13 protein-coding genes are annotated in these 18,414 nt (G+C 58.3%); all 13 read right to left on the minus strand.

Going from position 1 to position 18,414, the window contains the following annotated elements:
- Positions 1-27: 27 nt before the first annotated feature.
- The 13 genes from hmeg3_RS22350 to aspS all read right to left on the minus strand — a co-directional run bounded on the left by hmeg3_RS22350 (position 28) and on the right by aspS (position 18,386).
- A complete protein-coding gene (locus hmeg3_RS22350; protein ID WP_094565700.1) occupies positions 28-2,415 on the minus strand; it encodes a 3-hydroxyacyl-CoA dehydrogenase/enoyl-CoA hydratase family protein in 2,388 nt (795 codons plus the stop codon).
- Between the two features lie 216 nt (positions 2,416-2,631).
- Positions 2,632-4,422: an acyl-CoA dehydrogenase C-terminal domain-containing protein gene (locus hmeg3_RS22355; protein WP_094565701.1), complete on the minus strand. Its 1,791-nt coding sequence runs from the start codon at positions 4,420-4,422 to the stop codon at positions 2,632-2,634.
- 76 nt (positions 4,423-4,498) lie between these two features.
- On the minus strand, positions 4,499-5,212 hold the full coding sequence (locus tag hmeg3_RS22360) for a TetR/AcrR family transcriptional regulator (protein WP_094565702.1): 714 nt from the start codon (positions 5,210-5,212) through the stop codon (positions 4,499-4,501).
- Between the two features lie 328 nt (positions 5,213-5,540).
- The gene (locus hmeg3_RS22365) at positions 5,541-5,915 is read right to left on the minus strand and encodes an RNA-binding S4 domain-containing protein (protein WP_094565703.1); all 375 of its coding nucleotides are present in this window, start codon (positions 5,913-5,915) and stop codon (positions 5,541-5,543) included.
- A 132-nt stretch (positions 5,916-6,047) separates the two neighbouring features.
- A complete protein-coding gene (locus hmeg3_RS22370) occupies positions 6,048-7,223 on the minus strand; it encodes an acetyl-CoA C-acetyltransferase (protein ID WP_094565704.1) in 1,176 nt (391 codons plus the stop codon).
- Between the two features lie 317 nt (positions 7,224-7,540).
- Positions 7,541-9,718 carry a catalase/peroxidase HPI gene (gene katG / locus hmeg3_RS22375; RefSeq protein WP_094565705.1) on the minus strand — a complete coding sequence of 726 codons (2,178 nt, stop codon included), beginning with the start codon at positions 9,716-9,718 and terminating at the stop codon, positions 7,541-7,543.
- Between the two features lie 321 nt (positions 9,719-10,039).
- A complete protein-coding gene (gene clsB, locus hmeg3_RS22380; RefSeq protein ID WP_094565706.1) occupies positions 10,040-11,200 on the minus strand; it encodes a cardiolipin synthase ClsB in 1,161 nt (386 codons plus the stop codon).
- 82 nt (positions 11,201-11,282) lie between these two features.
- Positions 11,283-12,077, minus strand: coding sequence for an endonuclease/exonuclease/phosphatase family protein (locus hmeg3_RS22385; protein WP_094565707.1), 795 nt, complete (start codon positions 12,075-12,077; stop codon positions 11,283-11,285).
- 32 nt (positions 12,078-12,109) lie between these two features.
- Positions 12,110-12,619, minus strand: coding sequence for a dihydroneopterin triphosphate diphosphatase (gene nudB / locus hmeg3_RS22390; protein WP_094565708.1), 510 nt, complete (start codon positions 12,617-12,619; stop codon positions 12,110-12,112).
- 70 nt (positions 12,620-12,689) lie between these two features.
- Positions 12,690-13,598, minus strand: coding sequence for a LysR substrate-binding domain-containing protein (locus tag hmeg3_RS22395; RefSeq protein WP_094565709.1), 909 nt, complete (start codon positions 13,596-13,598; stop codon positions 12,690-12,692).
- 121 nt (positions 13,599-13,719) lie between these two features.
- Positions 13,720-14,952: an amidohydrolase family protein gene (locus hmeg3_RS22400; RefSeq protein WP_094565710.1), complete on the minus strand. Its 1,233-nt coding sequence runs from the start codon at positions 14,950-14,952 to the stop codon at positions 13,720-13,722.
- A 14-nt stretch (positions 14,953-14,966) separates the two neighbouring features.
- On the minus strand, positions 14,967-16,268 hold the full coding sequence (locus hmeg3_RS22405) for an MFS transporter (protein WP_094565711.1): 1,302 nt from the start codon (positions 16,266-16,268) through the stop codon (positions 14,967-14,969).
- A gap of 312 nt (positions 16,269-16,580) precedes the next feature.
- A complete protein-coding gene (aspS, locus tag hmeg3_RS22410; protein WP_094565712.1) occupies positions 16,581-18,386 on the minus strand; it encodes an aspartate--tRNA ligase in 1,806 nt (601 codons plus the stop codon).
- Positions 18,387-18,414 lie beyond the last annotated feature (28 nt).

Consider the following 18,414-nt stretch of genomic DNA (forward strand, 5'->3'; position numbering starts at 1 on the left):
TCCTGATTTTTTATGTGGATGCGTGCATTAGTTACGAACCGGCTTGCCGGTCTGCATCATCCCCATGATTCGTTCCTGGGTCTTCGGATGGTTCAGCAGTTCCATGAACGCTTTGCGCTCCAGATCCAGCAACCATTGCTCGTTGACCACGCTGCCCTCTTCGACTTCACCGCCACTGACGATTTCGGCGATCATCTGGCCCAGCTTGAAGTCGTGTGCCGAGATAAAGCCACCGTCGCGCATGTTGACCAGTTGCGCCATGATGGTGCCGACGCCGTAGCGGCCAACCACCGAGACTTGCGGCGCCAGCGCCGGACGGTAACCGGAGTCGAACATCGCGCGCGCCTCGACCTTGGCCACATGCAGCAATTCGTAAGGATTGAAGACGATGACGTCATCCGCCTTGAGGTAGCCGAGCTTGCGTGCTTCCAGCGCCGACTTGGAGACGTTGGCGGTGGCCGCGGCCAGCATGTAGTCCTTCAGGAATTGCAGAATGTCGTTGCCCTTGGCTTCCTTGGCGGCGCGCACGGCCGCTTCCTTCAGGCCGCCGCCGGCCGGAATCAGGCCGACGCCGACTTCCACCAGGCCAATATAAGACTCGATCGAAGCCACACGCTTCGCGGTATGCAGCAATAATTCACAACCGCCGCCCAGCGCCAGACCAGCAACCGCAGCGATGACCGGGACGTTGGCGTACTTCAGGCGTTGATGCGCCTGTTGCAGATGATGCACGACCGGCTCGATGGCCTTGACACCGCCGGACATGAACAGCGGCAGCATCGATTGCAAGTCGGCCCCGGCCGAGAACGCGCCGCCTTCGGCTGCGTCTGCGTGCCAGATCACCAGGCCCTTGAAGTTTTTCTCGGCTTCGTCGATGGCCTTGTTCATACCGTCGATGACGCCCTGGCCGATGACGTGCATCTTGGTCTTGAAGGACAGAATCAGGACGTCGTCGTTTTGATGCCAGATACGGACCGAGTCGTCTTCGAAGAAGGTGGTGCCTGCAGTCTTGCCGTCGGCAGCGCCTTCGCCGACCAGCGGTGCGCGGAACGCCTGGCGTTGATAGACCGGCAGTTCGGAACGGGCGACGTTGGCCTTCTTCGATGGCGAGTAAGAGCCTTGTGCACTGTGTACGCCTTCACGGCCGTCAAACACCCACGCCGGCAGCGGTGCTGTCGACAGTGCCTTGCCGGCCTCGATGTCTTCCTTGATCCAGGTCGCGACTTGCTGCCAGCCGGAAGCCTGCCATGTCTCGAACGGACCGACGCTCCAGCCGAAGCCCCAGCGCATCGCAAAATCGAGGTCGCGCGCATTGTCGGCGACAGTTTCCAGATGCACGGCGATGTAGTGGAAGGCATCGCGGAAGATCGCCCACAGGAACTGGCCTTGCGGGTTGGTCGAATCGTGCAGCGCCTTCATGCGCTTGACTGGATCTTTTTCTTTCAGGATGCGCGCAATGATGTCGTCAGCCTTGCCACCGCCCGGGACGTAGTCGCCCTTGGCCGGATCGATGCGCAGGATGTCCTTGCCGACCTTCTTGTAGAAACCGGCGCCGCTCTTCTGGCCCAACGCGCCTTGCTCGACCAGCTTCGCCAGCAATGGCGGCGTCGCATACGACGAGAAGAACGGATCGTCCTTCAGGTTGTCTTGCATGGTCTTGATGACGTGGCCCATGGTGTCCAGACCGACCACGTCCGCAGTGCGGAAGGTGCCCGACTTGGCGCGGCCCAGCTTGGCGCCGGTCAGATCGTCGACGACGTCAACCGACAAGCCGTATTTTTCTGCTTCGATGACCGTCGCCAGGATGCCGAACACGCCAACGCGGTTTGCCACGAAGTTAGGCGTATCGAAAGCACGTACGACGCCCTTGCCCAGCGTGGTGGTCAGGAAGGCTTCGAGCTGATTGAGGATTTCAGGATTGGTGGTGGCGGTCGGGATCAGTTCGACCAGGTGCATGTAGCGCGGCGGGTTGAAGAAATGCACGCCGCAGAAACGCGCTTTGAGTTCGGCATCAAAGCCTTCGGACAAGGCGGTGATCGACAGGCCAGAAGTGTTGGAGGCGAAGATCGCGTTCGGCGCGATGTGCGGAGCGACCTTCTTGTACAGGTCGTGCTTCCAGTCCATGCGCTCGGCGATGGCTTCGATGATCAGATCGCAGCCCTTGAGCAATTCGATGTCGTCTTCGTAGTTGGCGACCTGGATCAGGGCGGCGTCATCCTTGTTGCCCAAGGGCGCCGGGCTGAGCTTTTTCAGGTTTTCAATGGCGCGCTGAACGATGCCATTCTTTGGGCCTTCCTTGGCCGGCAGGTCGAACAGGACGACCGGCACTTTGGCATTGATGCAGTGCGCTGCAATCTGGGCGCCCATCACACCCGCGCCGAGAACGGCTACTTTTTTGACGATGAAGTTGGACACGCGTGTCTCCTTTTAGTGATGCAGAAATGAGGTCTGGCTAATCAGGAAGCAGATCGCAAAAGATCGGTGAAAATCCGGCAAAAAACCGAATGGCTTGCGACACTCTACGCCTTCCCGCAATTTTTTACAGCATGCTGCGCTGTGATGACACTGGCGTGACGGCGAGGTTCGAAAAACTTGCCTCGCCGTCACGTTTTCAGCTTGAGATGAGGACGCTTAGAACAGATCCGCGTCCAAAGCCATCAGATTGGCAGAACCCGAACGCGCCTGACGGATCAGGGTCGCGGTTTCAGGCAACAGGCGCGCAAAGTAGAAACGTGCGGTCGCCAGCTTGGACTTGTAGAAGTTGTCGCCCGAATCCTGCTTTTCCAGCGCGATCTTCGCCATTTGGGCAAAGAAGTAGGCGTAAACCAGATGGCCCACGACACGCAGATAAGGTACGGCGGCGGCACCCACTTCATCCGGATTCTGGAATGCCTTCATGCCGATTTCCATGGTCAGCTTGCTGACCTTGTCGCCGATGTCAGCCAGCGGCGAGATGAATTCGGACATCGCTTCGTCGGTACCGTTGTCTTCGATGAAAGCCTGAACTTGTGCGCCGAATTTTTTCAGCTTGGCGCCGTTGTCCATCAGGATCTTGCGGCCCAGCAAATCCAGCGACTGGATGGTGTTGGTGCCTTCATAGATCATGTTGATGCGGGCATCGCGCACATATTGCTCCATGCCCCATTCGGAGATGTAGCCATGGCCGCCGTAGACTTGCAGACACTCGGATGTCGCGATCCACGCGTTGTCGGTGATAAAGGCCTTGACCACAGGCGTCAGCAGCGCGACCTGGTCGGCAGCTTCCTTGCGGACTTCTTCGTCCGGGTGGTTCAGTTCCTTGTCCAGTTGCAACGCAACGTAGGAGCAGAATGCGCGGCCGCCTTCGGCATACGCCTTGGCAGTCAGCAGCATACGGCGCACGTCAGGATGGACGATGATCGGATCCGCCGCCTTGTCTGGTGCTTTGACGCCCGACAGGCTGCGCATCTGGATGCGGTCTTTTGCGTAGACCAGCGCGTTTTGGTAGGCGACTTCAGTCAGACCCAGGCCTTGCATGCCGACGCCCAGACGCGCGGCGTTCATGAACACGAACATGGCGTTCAAACCCTTGTGCGGTTCGCCGATCAGCCAGCCCACGGCGCCGTCCAGATTCATCTGGCAGGTGGCGTTGCCGTGGATGCCCATTTTTTCTTCAATGGCACCGCAGGTGATCGGATTGCGCGAGCCCAGCGAACCGTCGGCGTTCGGCATGAACTTCGGCACGATGAACAACGAGATGCCCTTGGAGCCTTGCGGTGCATCCGGCAGGCGCGCCAGCACCAGGTGGACGATGTTGTCGGACATGTCGTGTTCGCCGGCAGAAATAAATATTTTGCTGCCGGTGATCTTGTAGGAACCGTCGGCTTGCGGCTCAGCCTTCGAGCGCAGCAAACCCAGGTCGGTACCGCAATGTGCTTCTGTCAGGCACATGGTGCCGGTCCATTCGCCGGAGATCAGCTTCGGCAGGTACAGCGCCTTTTGCTCGTCGGAACCATGCGCATGGATGCACTCGTAGGCGCCGTGCGACAGGCCGGGATACATGGTCCAGGCCTGGTTGGACGAATTCAGCATCTCGTAGAACGAGTTGTTCATCACCAGCGGCAGGCCTTGACCGCCAAATTCCGGATCACAGGACAGCGCCGCCCAGCCGGCTTCGACGTATTGCTTGTAGGCTTCCTTGTAACCCTTTGGCGGCGTAACGGTCTTGGTTTCCTTGTTGTAGGTACAGCCTTCGCGATCACCCGAGTGGTTCAGCGGAAACAGCACCTGCGAGGTGAACTTGCCGCCCTCTTCCAGCACCTGGTCGATCAGTTCACGGTTGGTGTCGGCGTGCGCCGGCAAAGTCTTGAGGACGTCTTCTACCTTCAGCAACTCATGCAGAACGAATTGCATGTCGCGAAGGGGGGCGTTGTATTGGGGCATGTTTTGTCTCCGGCAGAACTGATGAATCAGGAAATGAGTCGGGATAGGACTCAGTAATATTTAAAGCTCAAACTAACTAAGCGGCTTTTTTGGCAGCCGCGCTGGTACTTTTCGTACCTTTGCTGCCCGCGACCTTTGTGGTCGCTGAAACTTGCGGTGCTTGCGGATTGCGGTAGCTGTCGATCAGGCGATCGAAACCTGCCTGTGCACGCTCTACGCTGCCCGGGATCTTGAGGAAGCGCGCATCGTGATGCAGCGCCAGAATCAGGCCGTAGATTTCGTAGACCATTTGCTCGACGTTGATGTCGTCGCGCAGGTGGCCCATTTCCATCGATTGATTGATACAGCGATGCAGCGCGTCGCGCCATGCCTGCACCATCGCCACCAGGTGGTCGCGAATGGCGCCGGGACGGTCGTCGTATTCGACGGCGCCGCTGATGTAGATGCAGCCGAGCGCGATTTCCACGCTGACCAGCTTGACCCAGCGCGCGAACATGCCTTGCAGGCGTTGCAGCCCGCGCGGCTCTTTGATGCTGGGGTAAAAAACTTCTTGCTCAAAGCGATGGTGGTACAGGCGCACCACTTCGATTTGCAGATCTTCGCGGGAGCCGAAATGGGCGAACACACCGGATTTGCTCATCTTCATTTTTTCAGCGAGCAAACCGATGGTGAGGCCTTCCAGGCCGTCGCGGCTGGAAAGCTCCAGCGCCACGTCAAGAATGGCGGCGCGCGTCAGCTCGCCCTTGCGCATGAACTTCGGCCGTGTCACGGAGGATGATGTCTCAATCATTGCTGTATCTCGAAAAACGCCAACTGCTACGTGCTGCACCGGTCTTTATTGTTGTATTCAGCTTACCTGGGCAGCTCAGAATTTTTTATGCGAACGGTCGTACTATTATTCATTGCCCGATAAATGTCAAACAAAAAATGACGGGCTTGCAGATTTACTTTGAGAAGCAAGAGGCGCTAATACAACGCAGAAGCCGGACGGCAATCTTGCGATTGGGAAACGGTGCGCAAGCGGCACGAACATGACCACATTCAACCCCGAGCGTAACCGGCGCAATAGCCATAGAAAACGAAGTCATACGCGCAGGAAGGCCGACGTCGGGAAGGGGTCAGGAAGAAGATTGATCCAGCAAGCGCCGGTCGCGTTTGGTCGGACGGCCTTTCAGGGCGGAAGCCGGTTCACGGAAAAAATGATGTTGCTCCGTCGTCAGGCGGCGCTTTTCAACACTGGCCGCCGTCTCGCCGTAGAGCGTCTGCGCTACCGCCGCCGAGCCGCGTTTTTCAGCGATGCCGCAGATCACGACTTCCCATTCGGTGGCGCCGTTGTCGATCAGCAAGGTATCGCCGACCTTTACATTGTGTGAAGGCTTGGTGCGGTCGCCATTGAACTTCACCTTGCCACGCTCGACGGCGTCGGTCGCCAATGACCGCGTCTTGAAGAAGCGCGCAGCCCAAAGCCATTTATCGATGCGGGTGGTCTCCATGTTTCTGCTCGAAGGAATAAAAATGCCGGCCTCGATGATTCACCATCAAGGCCGGCACATTCTACATAACGACTACGTTAGCGACTCGCCCGCATCGTTGACACCATACTACCAAGATGCGGACAATCGGGATCAGCGCTCGACTGCCAGCGCCACACCCATGCCGCCGCCGATACACAAGCTGGCCAGACCGCGCTTGGCGTCACGGCGAACCATTTCGTGCAACAGCGTGACCAGCACGCGGCAGCCTGACGCGCCGATCGGGTGACCGATCGCAATCGCGCCGCCATTGACGTTGATTTTGCTGGTGTCCCAACCCATTTGCTTGTTGACGGCAATCGCTTGCGCGGCAAAGGCTTCGTTGATTTCCATCAGATCCAGGTCTTGTGGTGTCCAGCCGGCCTTCTTCAAGGTCAGTTGCGACGCCGGCACCGGGCCCATGCCCATGATGCTTGGATCCAGACCGGCCGACGAATACGACTTGATCTTGGCCAGCACCGGCAAGCCGAGTTCCGCCGCCAGTTTGGCCGACATCAGGACTACGGCGGCAGCACCGTCATTGATGCCCGACGCGTTGCCGGCAGTGACAGTGCCTTCCTTGTCGAAAGCAGGACGCAAGGTACCCAGCGCTTCGGCGGTGACGCCAGGCTTGATGAATTCATCGGTGTCGAACAGGATGGTTTCTTTTTTGCTCTTGATTTCGATAGGGATGATTTCATCCTTGAACTTGCCTGCCTTTTGCGCAGCTTCGGCCTTGTTTTGCGAAGCGGCGGCAAACTCGTCCTGCTCCTTGCGGGAGATATCGTATTTCTTGGCGACGTTTTCGGCCGTGATACCCATGTGGTATTGGTTATAGACGTCCCACAGGCCGTCGACGATCATGGTGTCGGTCAGCTTGGCGTCGCCCATGCGGAAACCGTCGCGCGAATTGTTCAGTACGTGTGGCGAGGCGCTCATGTTTTCCTGGCCGCCGGCAATCACGATCTGTGCGTCGCCACACTTGATCGCCTGCGCTGCCAATTGCACCGCTTTCAGGCCGCTGCCGCACACCTTGCCGACCACGAAGGCCGGCACCATATCAGGCAAGCCCGAGCGAATCACCGCCTGGCGCGCCGGGTTCTGGCCGACGCCGGCTGTCAGCACCTGGCCGAGGATGACTTCGCTGATGCTTTCAGGCTTGATGCCTGTCTTCGCCAGCAAGGCTTTGATGACTTGCGCGCCCAGATCGGAGGCGGCAATTTTCGACAAGGAACCGCCGAACTTACCGACTGCTGTTCTCTGTGCTGCAACAATAACGACGTCATCCATGTTTCACTCCTTTGATTAAATAGCCGAAGTCTTTCCGGGGGTGGACTGACTTGCTTGTTGAAATCCGGGACGTCCATCTTAGTCCATTTCAGGGGCGATGGCGATACGGTGGATTTTCGGTATGAAGACCACATTTATTCAAAGATTTTTGTCTATAGCGAAGCTGGATATGTGGCTATCGAAAAAACACGTATGAAGAACACCGGCGGGTTGAAGTAAAAAAGCGATACACCTATTCAAGTGCATCGCTTTCATTGTGACGACTCATCTCTGAGCCAGGATTGAAAACGGCGTGTACCCACGCCATTTTCATCTCATTACGCCAAATCGTAGCGATCAGCGTTCATCACCTTGACCCAGGCCGCGACGAAGTCTTTGACGAACTTTTCCTTTGCATCGGATTCGGCATAGACCTCGGCGAGAGAACGCAGTACGGAGTTTGAGCCAAAGACCAAGTCTACCCGTGTGCCCGTCCACTTGACTTCGCCGCTCTTGCGGTCGCGCCCCTCAAACACCTCTGCATCGGTCGCCAGTGCTTTCCACTGCGTACCCATATCGAGAAGGTTGACGAAGAAGTCATTATTCAGCACGCCCGGCGTAGTAGTGAACACACCGTGTCTGACGCCGCCAACGTTGATGTTGATCGCACGCAGGCCACCGATCAGCACTGTCAGCTCGGGTGCAGTCAAATTCAGCAACTGTGCCCTGTCGATCAGTAAGACCTCCGCTGGCACACTCGACTTTTTGCCAACGTAATTACGAAAACCGTCAGCCCTCGGTTCAAGTACAGCAAAGGAATCCACATCCGTCTGATCCTGCCGTGCATCGTTACGTCCCGGTGTGTATGGCACGGTCACGTTGACACCTGCGGCCTTGGCCGCCTGCTCCACCCCGACGCTGCCGGCCAGCACAATCAGGTCGGCCAGCGATATCTTCTTGCCGCCCGTGGCCGACTGATTGAAATCGGACTGAATACCCTCCAGCGTCTTGAGTACCTTGGCCAGTTGCACCGGCTGGTTGACGTCCCAATCCTTCATCGGAGCCAGGCGAATACGCGCACCGTTGGCGCCACCACGTTTGTCCGAGCCACGGAAAGTCGAGGCTGACGCCCATGCAGTGCCGACCAGTTCGCTCGCCGACAAGCCGGAGAGCAGCACCTTGGCCTTGAGTGCAGCCACGTCAGCGGCATCCACCAGCTTGTAATCCACCGCCGGAATCGGATCTTGCCAGATCAGTTCTTCAGCCGGTACCTCAGGCCCCAGATAGCGTGCACGCGGCCCCATGTCGCGGTGCGTCAGTTTGAACCAGGCGCGGGCAAAGGCTTCGGCAAAGGCCTGCGGGTCTTCTGAAAACCGCTGGGAAATCTTGCCGAATTCCGGGTCGAAGCGCAGCGTCAGGTCGGTGGTCAACATCGTGGGCTTGTGGAATTTCCCCTTGATGTGCGCGTCCGGGATGATGTCCTCGGCATCCTTGGCGACCCACTGCTTCGCACCGGCGGGCGATTTGGTCAGTTCCCATTCGTACTTGAACAGGTTCTCGAAGAAGTTGTTGCTCCACAACGCCGGGGTCTTGGTCCAAGTCACTTCCAGACCGCTGGAGACAGTGTCCTTGCCGTGGCCCAGGCCGAAATTGCTGACCCAGCCCAAGCCCTGCGCCTCTATCGACGCACCCTCAGGCTCCGCCCCTTTGTGCGATTCCGGTGCAGCACCGTGGGCTTTGCCAAAAGTGTGACCGCCGGCAATCAGGGCAACGATTTCTTCATCGTTCATCGCCATACGGCCAAACGTGGCGCGGATATCCTTGGCTGCAGCCATATAGTCGCCGCTGGCGTTCGGACCTTCCGGGTTCACGTAAATCAGCCCCATATGCGTCGCGCCCAGGTTTTCATCCAGTTCGCGGTCGCCGGAGAAGCGCTTGTCCGTGGCCAACCAAGTCGTTTCCGCGCCCCAGTTCACGTCTGTATCCGGTTCCCACACGTCGGCGCGACCGCCGGCAAAGCCGAAAGTGCGAAAACCCATGGACTCCAGCGCCACATTACCAGTCAGAATCAGCAAGTCAGCCCAGGAAATTTTTTGACCATACTTCTGCTTGATAGGCCAAAGCAGGCGACGCGACTTGTCAATATTCACGTTGTCAGGCCAGGAATTGAGTGGTGCAAAACGCTGCTGACCACGCCCGCCGCCGCCGCGCCCATCCAAAGTGCGGTAAGTGCCCGCCGCATGCCAAGCCATGCGGACGAACTGCGGACCATAATGACCGAAATCGGCCGGCCACCAATCCTGGCTGTCCGTCATCAACTTGACCAGATCAGCCTTGAGCGCCTTGTAGTCCAGCTGTTTGAATGCTTCGGCGTAATTAAACGCCTCGCCCAGTGGATTGGACTTGTTGGAATGCTGGCTCAACAAGTCAACGCGCAGCTGGTTTGGCCACCAATCCTTGTTGGTCGTACCGCCACCGGCGGCATGGTGAACTGGGCACTTGGCTTCGGTTGACATAATGAAGTCTCCTTGTGTGGTCGCGGCCCGGAATGAACCGCGAAAAATTGGTAAAAAAAGAATGAACCTCCAGGGGTCCGATATTCCGTTCAATGTCTTGACGCTAAACTCGCTAACACTTTCAGCCCAGCCGAGATCATCTATGGACAGCTTGATGCGCCATGGCATGAACTTTAATTAAATTAATTAAAAATGAGAAATTAATTGTTTTTATTGATTGAATAGGAATTTCGTTGCAGCGACACAATTACCCGACCACAGGCAAAAATAAAACTGCATTATCGAACAAACCTGTGTAAAGACAGTGACAAGAAATCCGGATCAGGCGTCCTGCCCCATCGTGATGATATGGATGACGCCGCGATAGAACAGGAAGGCAGCCCCGTACCAGAGCTTCTTGTACCACGGCGAATGCTCGAAATCCTGCAACTGCACCAGCCTGCCTTCGCTCAGTCCGACTTCGATTTCATTGCGCAGAGTATGCGCAAAGTCGACATCGCTGACGACCACGTTGGCCTCCTGATTGACGAACAGGCTCAGGCCGTCATAGTTGCTGGAGCCGACCGTGGCCCACTCATCGTCGATGACCGCAACTTTGGCGTGCAACTGGGTTTTGGTGTATTCGATGATGCGCACACCGGCCCGCAGCAGTTTCGGATAGAAGGAATGCGCCACGGCATCCTGCAGATAGAACTGCCCCACGCCGAGCAGCAAAGTCACCTTCACGCCGCGCATGGCGGCCTCTTCCAGCGCCCGGCGCAGCTTGCGGCCCGGTGCGAAGTAGGGATTGGCCAGAAAAGCAGTCTCGCGCGCCCGTCCCAGCGCCTGCAAATAGGCGCGCTGGATGGTGCGGCGATTACGCAGGTTGTCGCGCACCACCAGCCCTGCCAACGCCTGCCCCGGCTCGGTACCGTGCCGGGTGTAGCGCGCCATTTTGAATTTATCCCAGCGCGCACGCAGCTTCATCTTGCCGGTGCGTATCCACTGGTTTTGCATCTCTTCATGGATCGCCTCGACCAGCGGGCCATTGAGCTGCACCGCGAAATCCCAGCGCGGTGCGGGCAGGATCGAATGATTTGCGTCATCGACAAAATCGTCAATGATGTTGAGCCCCCCGACAAACGCCCATTTGCGATCCACCACGCACAACTTGCGATGGCTACGTGCAACGCCGCGTCGGAACCAGGGATTGAAAGATCGATGCTGCACGCCGGCCTCGACCAGCGTGGCCTTGACTTGCTTGCTGCTGACGCGGCCGGTACCAACCCAGTCGGTGATGACGCTGACGATCACGCCCCGCTTGGCCGCGCGAGTCAAAGCGTCACGCACCAGAATGCCGGTATCGTCGATGCGGAAAATGTAGGTTTCGAGATAGATCTCGACATGAGCATCATCGATGGCCGCAATCAGCGCGGGAAAGAATTCCGCACCGCTGCGCAACAGCGTAACGTTGTTATCCCCGCTATAGCTGATTACACGCATCGTGAGAGTGAGAGCGAGGCCGGGGAAGAAAAAATAAACGTCAGAGAGGACAAGGGAAAAGTCCGCGAAGGTAGCGTTGACGTCATTTTAAGCGCAAGGTACTGACAATGGGCGCGTGGTCCGACAGCGTGGCCCACAATCCACCGCGCATGACCTGCGCTGACTCCACTTCAAACCCGCGCAGATAGATGCGGTCCAGCCGCAGCCAAGGCATTGATGCCGGGAAGGTGCGCGCCGGTTGCGCCACCTGCCGCATGCCGCCGAGCTTGCGCAGATAGCCCATCAAACCATGCGGCATGGATTGCTGCTCGAAGACTTCGGTGACGCCCAGGCGAACCCGCAGGAAATCACTGAGCTTGTTGCCCCAGTCGTTGAAATCGCCGGCAATGATCAGTGGCGCATCCGGCGGCGATGACGCCCGTACGGCCTCAATCAGTGCAGCAGTCTGGCGATGGCGACTACGCGCAAACAAACCCAGATGGATGACATAGCAATGCACTTCAACGCCATCGATATTGACCACGCAATGCAGGATGCCGCGCGACTCGTAGGCGTGATCAGAGACATCCTGATTGCGCGAAGAAGCGATGGCAAAACGCGAGAGGAAGGCATTGCCGTGATGGCCATGGTCGTACACCGCGTTCATGCCATAGGCGGAATGATGCGATTCTCCGGCCAGATATTCGTGTTGAGACTGTTGCGGCCAGTGCGCGGCATGGCGTACTGCGATGCGGTCGTGCCGTCCCTGCACTTCTTGCAGAAAGAGCAAATCGGCGTCGAGCTGCGTCAGCGCCTGCTTCAGCGCATGAATGCGCGGGCGTCCGCCAAAGGACGTGACGCCCTTGTGGATATTGTAAGTGGCGATGCGTAACTTCATAGATCGGCAAAACCCCTTGTTGATGTTGCTGTTTATTGGGAGCGATCTGGTGCAGAAATATATTGCGGCAACTGCAGAATCGCCTCTGCATTCGACGGTGAAAAACATTGATCCGCGGCCTCGCGATACGGCAACCATTGGTAACGCGTATGCTCGCGCGGCGCCAGCGTCACCGGAATGCCCTGCGGCACCAGCAAGCCGAACACGTGCTCGGTATTGCGCGTCACACCCGGTGCATAGCGATGCCGCCAGACCGGATAAATTTCGTACACGTTGGACAACTGCCAGTCCAGCAGATGATCGCACGGAACCCGATTGGCGGCTGTCGGCGAAACACTGATTTCGTCACTGACCAAGATACCTGTTTCTTCACCCACCTCGCGCCGGGCGGTTTCTGCCAGCGGCTCATCCAGCGTGTCTTTGGAACCCGTCACCGACTGCCAGTAACCGGCCTTGTCAGTACGTTCGATCAGGAGGACGTCGAGTTGTTCGGTGTAAATAACCACCAGGACGGACTCGGGAATTTTAAATGGACGGTTCATTTCTCTTGAGCATGTGACAACGTTGCCAACGCTCATTGTATCGTCAGCGGAGATTCTGCGGTGCGCACAGTCATGCTTCCATCGAGGCCGCGCTCTCTTCCACCAGCCAGTTGCGGAAGCTGCGTGCCGCCGCGTGCTCGATACGGTCGCGCGGCCACACCGCGTAATAACCACCGCCCAGGCTGGCGCTCGCTTCACAGGCGCGCACCAGCAAGCCTTCGCGCATGCAGGCATCGATCATGTGGCGCCAGGCCAGGACGATGCCGTGCCCTTCCATCGCCAGTTGCAACAAAATCGGATATTGATTGGAAAGGATCTGATGCTCGATGCGCACGTCGGCGAGATCGTTCTGCGCCATCCAGTTTTGCCAGGACAACCACTGGCGTTGACCGTCTTCCTGCATGAGCAGGGTTTCCTGCAACAAGTCTTTGGGTGTCAGCGTGCGCCCGGCCAGATAAGCCGGTGAGCAGACCGGGAAGACCTCTTCATCGTACAGCCGCCGCACCGCCAGACCCGACGGTGGCCCGTCGCGCAGGAAGTAGATACCCATGTCGAAATCGGTTTCCGACAAAGCGGCCAGGCTGTCGTTGACGATCAGCCTCAGATGGCACTCCGGCTGCAGCGCCCGGAAGCGCGCCAGACGCGGGGTCAGCCACAGCACGGCAACGCCGGAAGAACAGGCGACGGTGAGTTCGCTGTGTCCTTTGCGCTTCATGATGTCTTCGGTGACCTCGGCGCAACCAACCAGCAACCGCTGCACCTCTTCGGCGTAACGCTGGCCGCTGACCGTCAGCCGCAAGGCGCGCGGTTCGCGGATGAAGAGCTTCTTGCCGAGGAAACGTTCGAGCTGCGCAATCTGGCGGCTGATGGCGCTCTGCGTCAGATGCAGCTCTGCCGCGGCGCGCGTGAAGCTGCTGTGCCGCATGGCAGCCTCAAACGCGATCAGCGACGGCAAAGGAGGAAGTGGAGAAATACGCATGATGGGGTCCGTGGTCGAACAAGGGACAAAGAAACAAACTACTCAGAACCCCATCATAGAGCGAAAAGCGTGCCCGGCAGGCACCGAATTACATACTGCTCAAAACCGGCTCAGGTACTACTCAAATACTGCTGCGATGCAGATAGCCGCCTTGCATGACCAGCGAGAGATGCTCGCCCTGCCCCGCCAGCAGACGGATGTCCTCAAGCGGATTGCCATCGACCACGATCAGGTCGGCGCGCGCACCGGCACGGACGGTGCCCAGCTCGCCCTCGCGTTGCAGGATGGCGGCGGCAATCGAGGTTGCCGAACGAATCGCTTCCAGGTTGCCGAGGATCTCGGCGCGAATGACGAACTCCTGCGACTGATCCTGATGCATCTCGCCCAGCAGATCGGAGCCGAAGCCCATCTGCACGCCATGCTCGGCATAAATCTTCAGCGAATCGCGGCCGGCCTGGCGCACCGATTCGATCTTGGCAACCGAATCGGCCGGCAAGCCAAGACGTGCACCGTCGCGCGCCAGCGAATCATAAGTCACCAGCGTCGGCACCACGAAGGCGCCATGCTCGCGCATGATGCGTGCCGCGTCGGCATCCACCAGATTGCCGTGTTCGATGGTACGCACGCCGCAACGCACGGCGCGCGAAATGGCGCGTCCGGTGTAAGCATGTGCCATGACGTAAGTCTGTGCCGCTTCCGCTTCGGCAACGATGGCGCGGATTTCGTCTTCACTGTATTGCGTGTTGCCGATCGGATCGGTCGGCGACGCGACGCCACCCGACGCCATGATCTTGATCTGCGTTGCACCCTTCTGAATTTCTTCCCGCGCAGCCAGACGCACGGCATCGACGCCGTCCGCCACGCGGGCAATTGCACCCGCGCGGAATGCGCAGGAGCACGGCTCCAGCACATCAGAACGCGGACGGAAATCCCCATGACCGCCGGTTTGCGACAAAGCCTTGCCCGATGGAAAAATTCGCGGGCCCGGTACCAGTCCGATGGCGATGGCTTGCGCCAGTCCCCAGTCGGCGCCGCCGGCATCACGTACCGTCGTGAAGCCGCGATTGAGCATCGCTTCCACAATCGGCAAGGCGCGGATCGAAGTCAATGACCCTGGTTGCAGCGCATTCGCGCCCAGGTTCGCCAGCGAAGCCAGCACGTGGACGTGGCAATCGATGAGGCCGGGCATGACGGTCTTGCCGCTGACATCGATACGCTTGGCCTCAGGCGCATTAATCGGTGTCGACGACACATCGATGATGCGATCGTTTTCAATCAGAACATCGTGGCGGAGCAGCAAACTGCCTTGGGCCGGATCAAGGACGTTGCCGCCCTGCAGGAGAATCTTGGTCATGGAAAAATGAGAAATTAAACTTGTTGCAAATACGATGGCTCACGCACAAAACGGGTGCCGACGAAACTGATGGCGGCGGCGATCATGACGTAGAACGCCGGCGCCATGGTGCTGCCCGTTGCCGCGATCAACCAGGTGATGAAGAACGAGGCAAAGCCGCCAAAAATGGTCACCGCCAGGTTGTAAGCAACCGACAAACCGGTCGACAGCACCTTAGCAGGGAACAGTTCGGAGAATGCCGCCAGAATCGGGCCGGTGTAGGTGGCAATCAGGATGCCGAACACCAGTTGAAAAATCAGCAACGAGAACAAACCCGGCGCCGCGTTGATATAGGCGAACATCGGATACGCCAACAGCAAAATCAGCAGCGCCGCACCGGACAACAAACCGCGTCGGCCGAAGCGGTCAGCGATGCGGCCGACGACAGGCGCAAACACCATGATGCACAGACCACCGACCATGCCGGCGATGAAACCGGTCGACTGCGGCAGCTTCAGCACCTTGATCGAATAGGTTGGCATGTAGAACAACAGCACGTAGGTACAGACCGTCCACAGAATCACCATGGAAAAGCTCGCCAGCGTTTCGCGCGGGAAATTGCTGATGATTTCCTTGAGCGGCGAATCGGTCTTGTCCTTGGCTTCAAGGAAAGTCGGCGTTTCGTCGAGGTGATGACGGATGTAATAGCCGACCGGGCCGATGATGATGCCCAGCAGGAAAGGCAGACGCCAGCCCCAGCTCGCCAGCGCCTCAGGGCTCAGACTGCTGGTGACAAAGGTACCGACTGCAGCACCCAGCAACACGGCCACGCCGATGCTGGCCTGGATCCAGCTGGAATAAAACGCGCGCTCCTTGACCGGTGCGTACTCGGTGAGGAAGGCGGTAGCGCTGCCCATTTCGCCACCTGCGGAGAAACCTTGCAGCAAGCGCGCGACCACGATGATCAGGGGAGCAAACAGGCCGATCTGTTCATACGTTGGTGCCAGACCGATCAGCGTCGTGCCGGCCGCCATCAGCAAAATCGTCAGCGATAAAGCTGCCTTGCGACCTACGCGGTCAGCATAGATGCCGAGCAAGATACCACCGACCGGGCGCATGAAAAAACCCACGCCGAAAGTCGCCACCGCCAGCAACAGCGACGTCAGCTCGTTACCAGTCGGGAAAAACAGTTTGGCAATGATGACGGCGAAGAAGCTGTAGACAGTGAAGTCGAACCACTCGAGCCCGTTGCCGATCACGGTGGCGACAATCGCTCGCCGTCGTTGGTCGCCGCTGACAACAATCGGTGCAGCAGCATAAGCAGTATTGGTTTGCATGATCTCCCCCCTTAGATTGAACACATGGACATGCGTTGGATAATAGGGTCAGCAAGAAGCAAGCCGGAAATGATATCTGCGCATGTCGCCATGCTTGCAGCGCATGCATGCGTAAAAGATTTATACCCATTCGTCACGCCGGCTTCACCGATGCACAGACATCGGGCTGCTCACAGCAAAGCATTCCACGGTGCGAACAGGTGGCAACAACAAAAAACGCGGACGTGAAAAAAGGCGCAATGCATTGCTGCATGCGCCTTCTTTTTTTGTCCGCGCCGATCAGGGCCAAGGCGCGGACGGTATTGCCAAGACTTAGGCCTTGATCGCAGGTTCCGCATTGCGCAAACGAATATGCAATTCGCGCAATTGCTTCTCGTCGACCGCCGACGGTGCTTGCGTCAGCAAATCTTGCGCGCGCTGGGTCTTCGGGAAAGCGATCACGTCGCGGATCGATTCGGCGCCGGCCATCATGGTCACCAGACGATCCAGACCGAACGCGATACCGCCGTGCGGAGGCGCGCCGTATTGCAACGCGTCCAGCAGGAAGCCGAATTTCAGGCGTGCTTCTTCGTCGTTGATCTTCAGTGCGCGGAACACCTTGCTTTGTACGTCAGCGCGGTGGATACGAACCGAACCGCCGCCCATTTCCCAACCGTTCAGCACCAGATCATAGGCCTTGGCGATAGCGGCTGCCGGGTTGGTCGAAATGAAATCTTCGTGACCATCCTTCGGCGAAGTGAACGGGTGATGCAGCGCGACCCAGCGCTGGTTGTCTTCGTCGTATTCGAACATCGGGAAATCAACCACCCACAGCGGACGCCAGACGTCGTCGAACAGGCCGTTCTTCTTGCCGAAATCGCTGTGACCGATCTTCACGCGCAGCGCGCCGATCGCATCGTTGACGACCTTGATCTTGTCGGCGCCAAAGAAAATCAGATCGCCGTCTTGCGCGCCGGTTTTCTCGATGATGGCGGCCAGTGCGGCATCGTGCAGGTTCTTGACGATCGGCGATTGCAAACCGTCGCGGCCCTTGGCCTTTTCATTGACCTTGATGTAAGCCAGACCCTTGGCGCCGTAGATGGCGACGAACTGGGTGTAGGCGTCGATTTCCGAACGCGGCATTTCTGCGCCGCCAGGCACGCGCAGGCCGACCACACGGCCGCCTTCGCTGTTGGCTGCGCCAGCAAAGACCTTGAAGTCGACATCCTTCATGACGTCGGTCAGTTCGGTGAATTCCAGCTTGACGCGCATGTCAGGCTTGTCCGAACCGTACATGCCCATCGCTGTCGCGAAGTCCATGACCGGGAACGGGTCCGGCAGGTCGATGTCGAGCACGTTCTTGAAGACCAGACGGATCATGCCTTCGAACAGATCGCGGATTTCCTGTTCATTCATGAACGAAGTTTCGCAATCGATCTGGGTGAATTCAGGCTGACGGTCAGCGCGCAGATCTTCGTCGCGGAAGCACTTGGTGATCTGGTAGTAACGGTCAAAGTTGGCGACCATCAGCAACTGTTTGAACAGTTGCGGCGATTGCGGCAGCGCGAAGAACTCGCCGGCGTTCACGCGCGACGGCACCAGATAATCGCGGGCGCCTTCCGGTGTCGACTTGGTCAGCATCGGTGTTTCGATGTCGATGAAGCCTTGCGCGTCGAGGAACTTGCGCACTTCCATCGCAACCTTGTAACGCAGGCGCAGGTTGTTTTGCATTTGCGGACGGCGCAGATCCAGCACGCGATGTGTCAGGCGTGTGGTTTCCGACAGGTTGTCGTCGTCCAGCTGGAACGGTGGCGTGACCGATGGGTTCAGCACTTCCAGTTCGTGCGCCAGCACTTCGATCTTGCCCGACTTCAGGTTGGTGTTGCCGGTGCCTTCCGGGCGGTTGCGCACAACGCCGGTGATGCGCAGGCAGAATTCGTTGCGCACGGCTTCAGCGTTCTTGAACACGTCGGCGCGGTCAGGATCGCAGACGACTTGCACCAGACCTTCGCGGTCGCGCAGGTCGATAAAGATCACGCCGCCGTGGTCACGACGACGATGCACCCAGCCGCACAGGCTGACAGTTTGGCCGAGCAGTGCCTCAGTGGTGAGGCCGCAGTATTGAGTTCGCATGGACATATTCAGGTTCCGTTATTCCGATTTTCAG

It is taken from the genome of Herbaspirillum sp. meg3 (assembly GCF_002257565.1).
GTDB lineage: Bacteria > Pseudomonadota > Gammaproteobacteria > Burkholderiales > Burkholderiaceae_D > Herbaspirillum.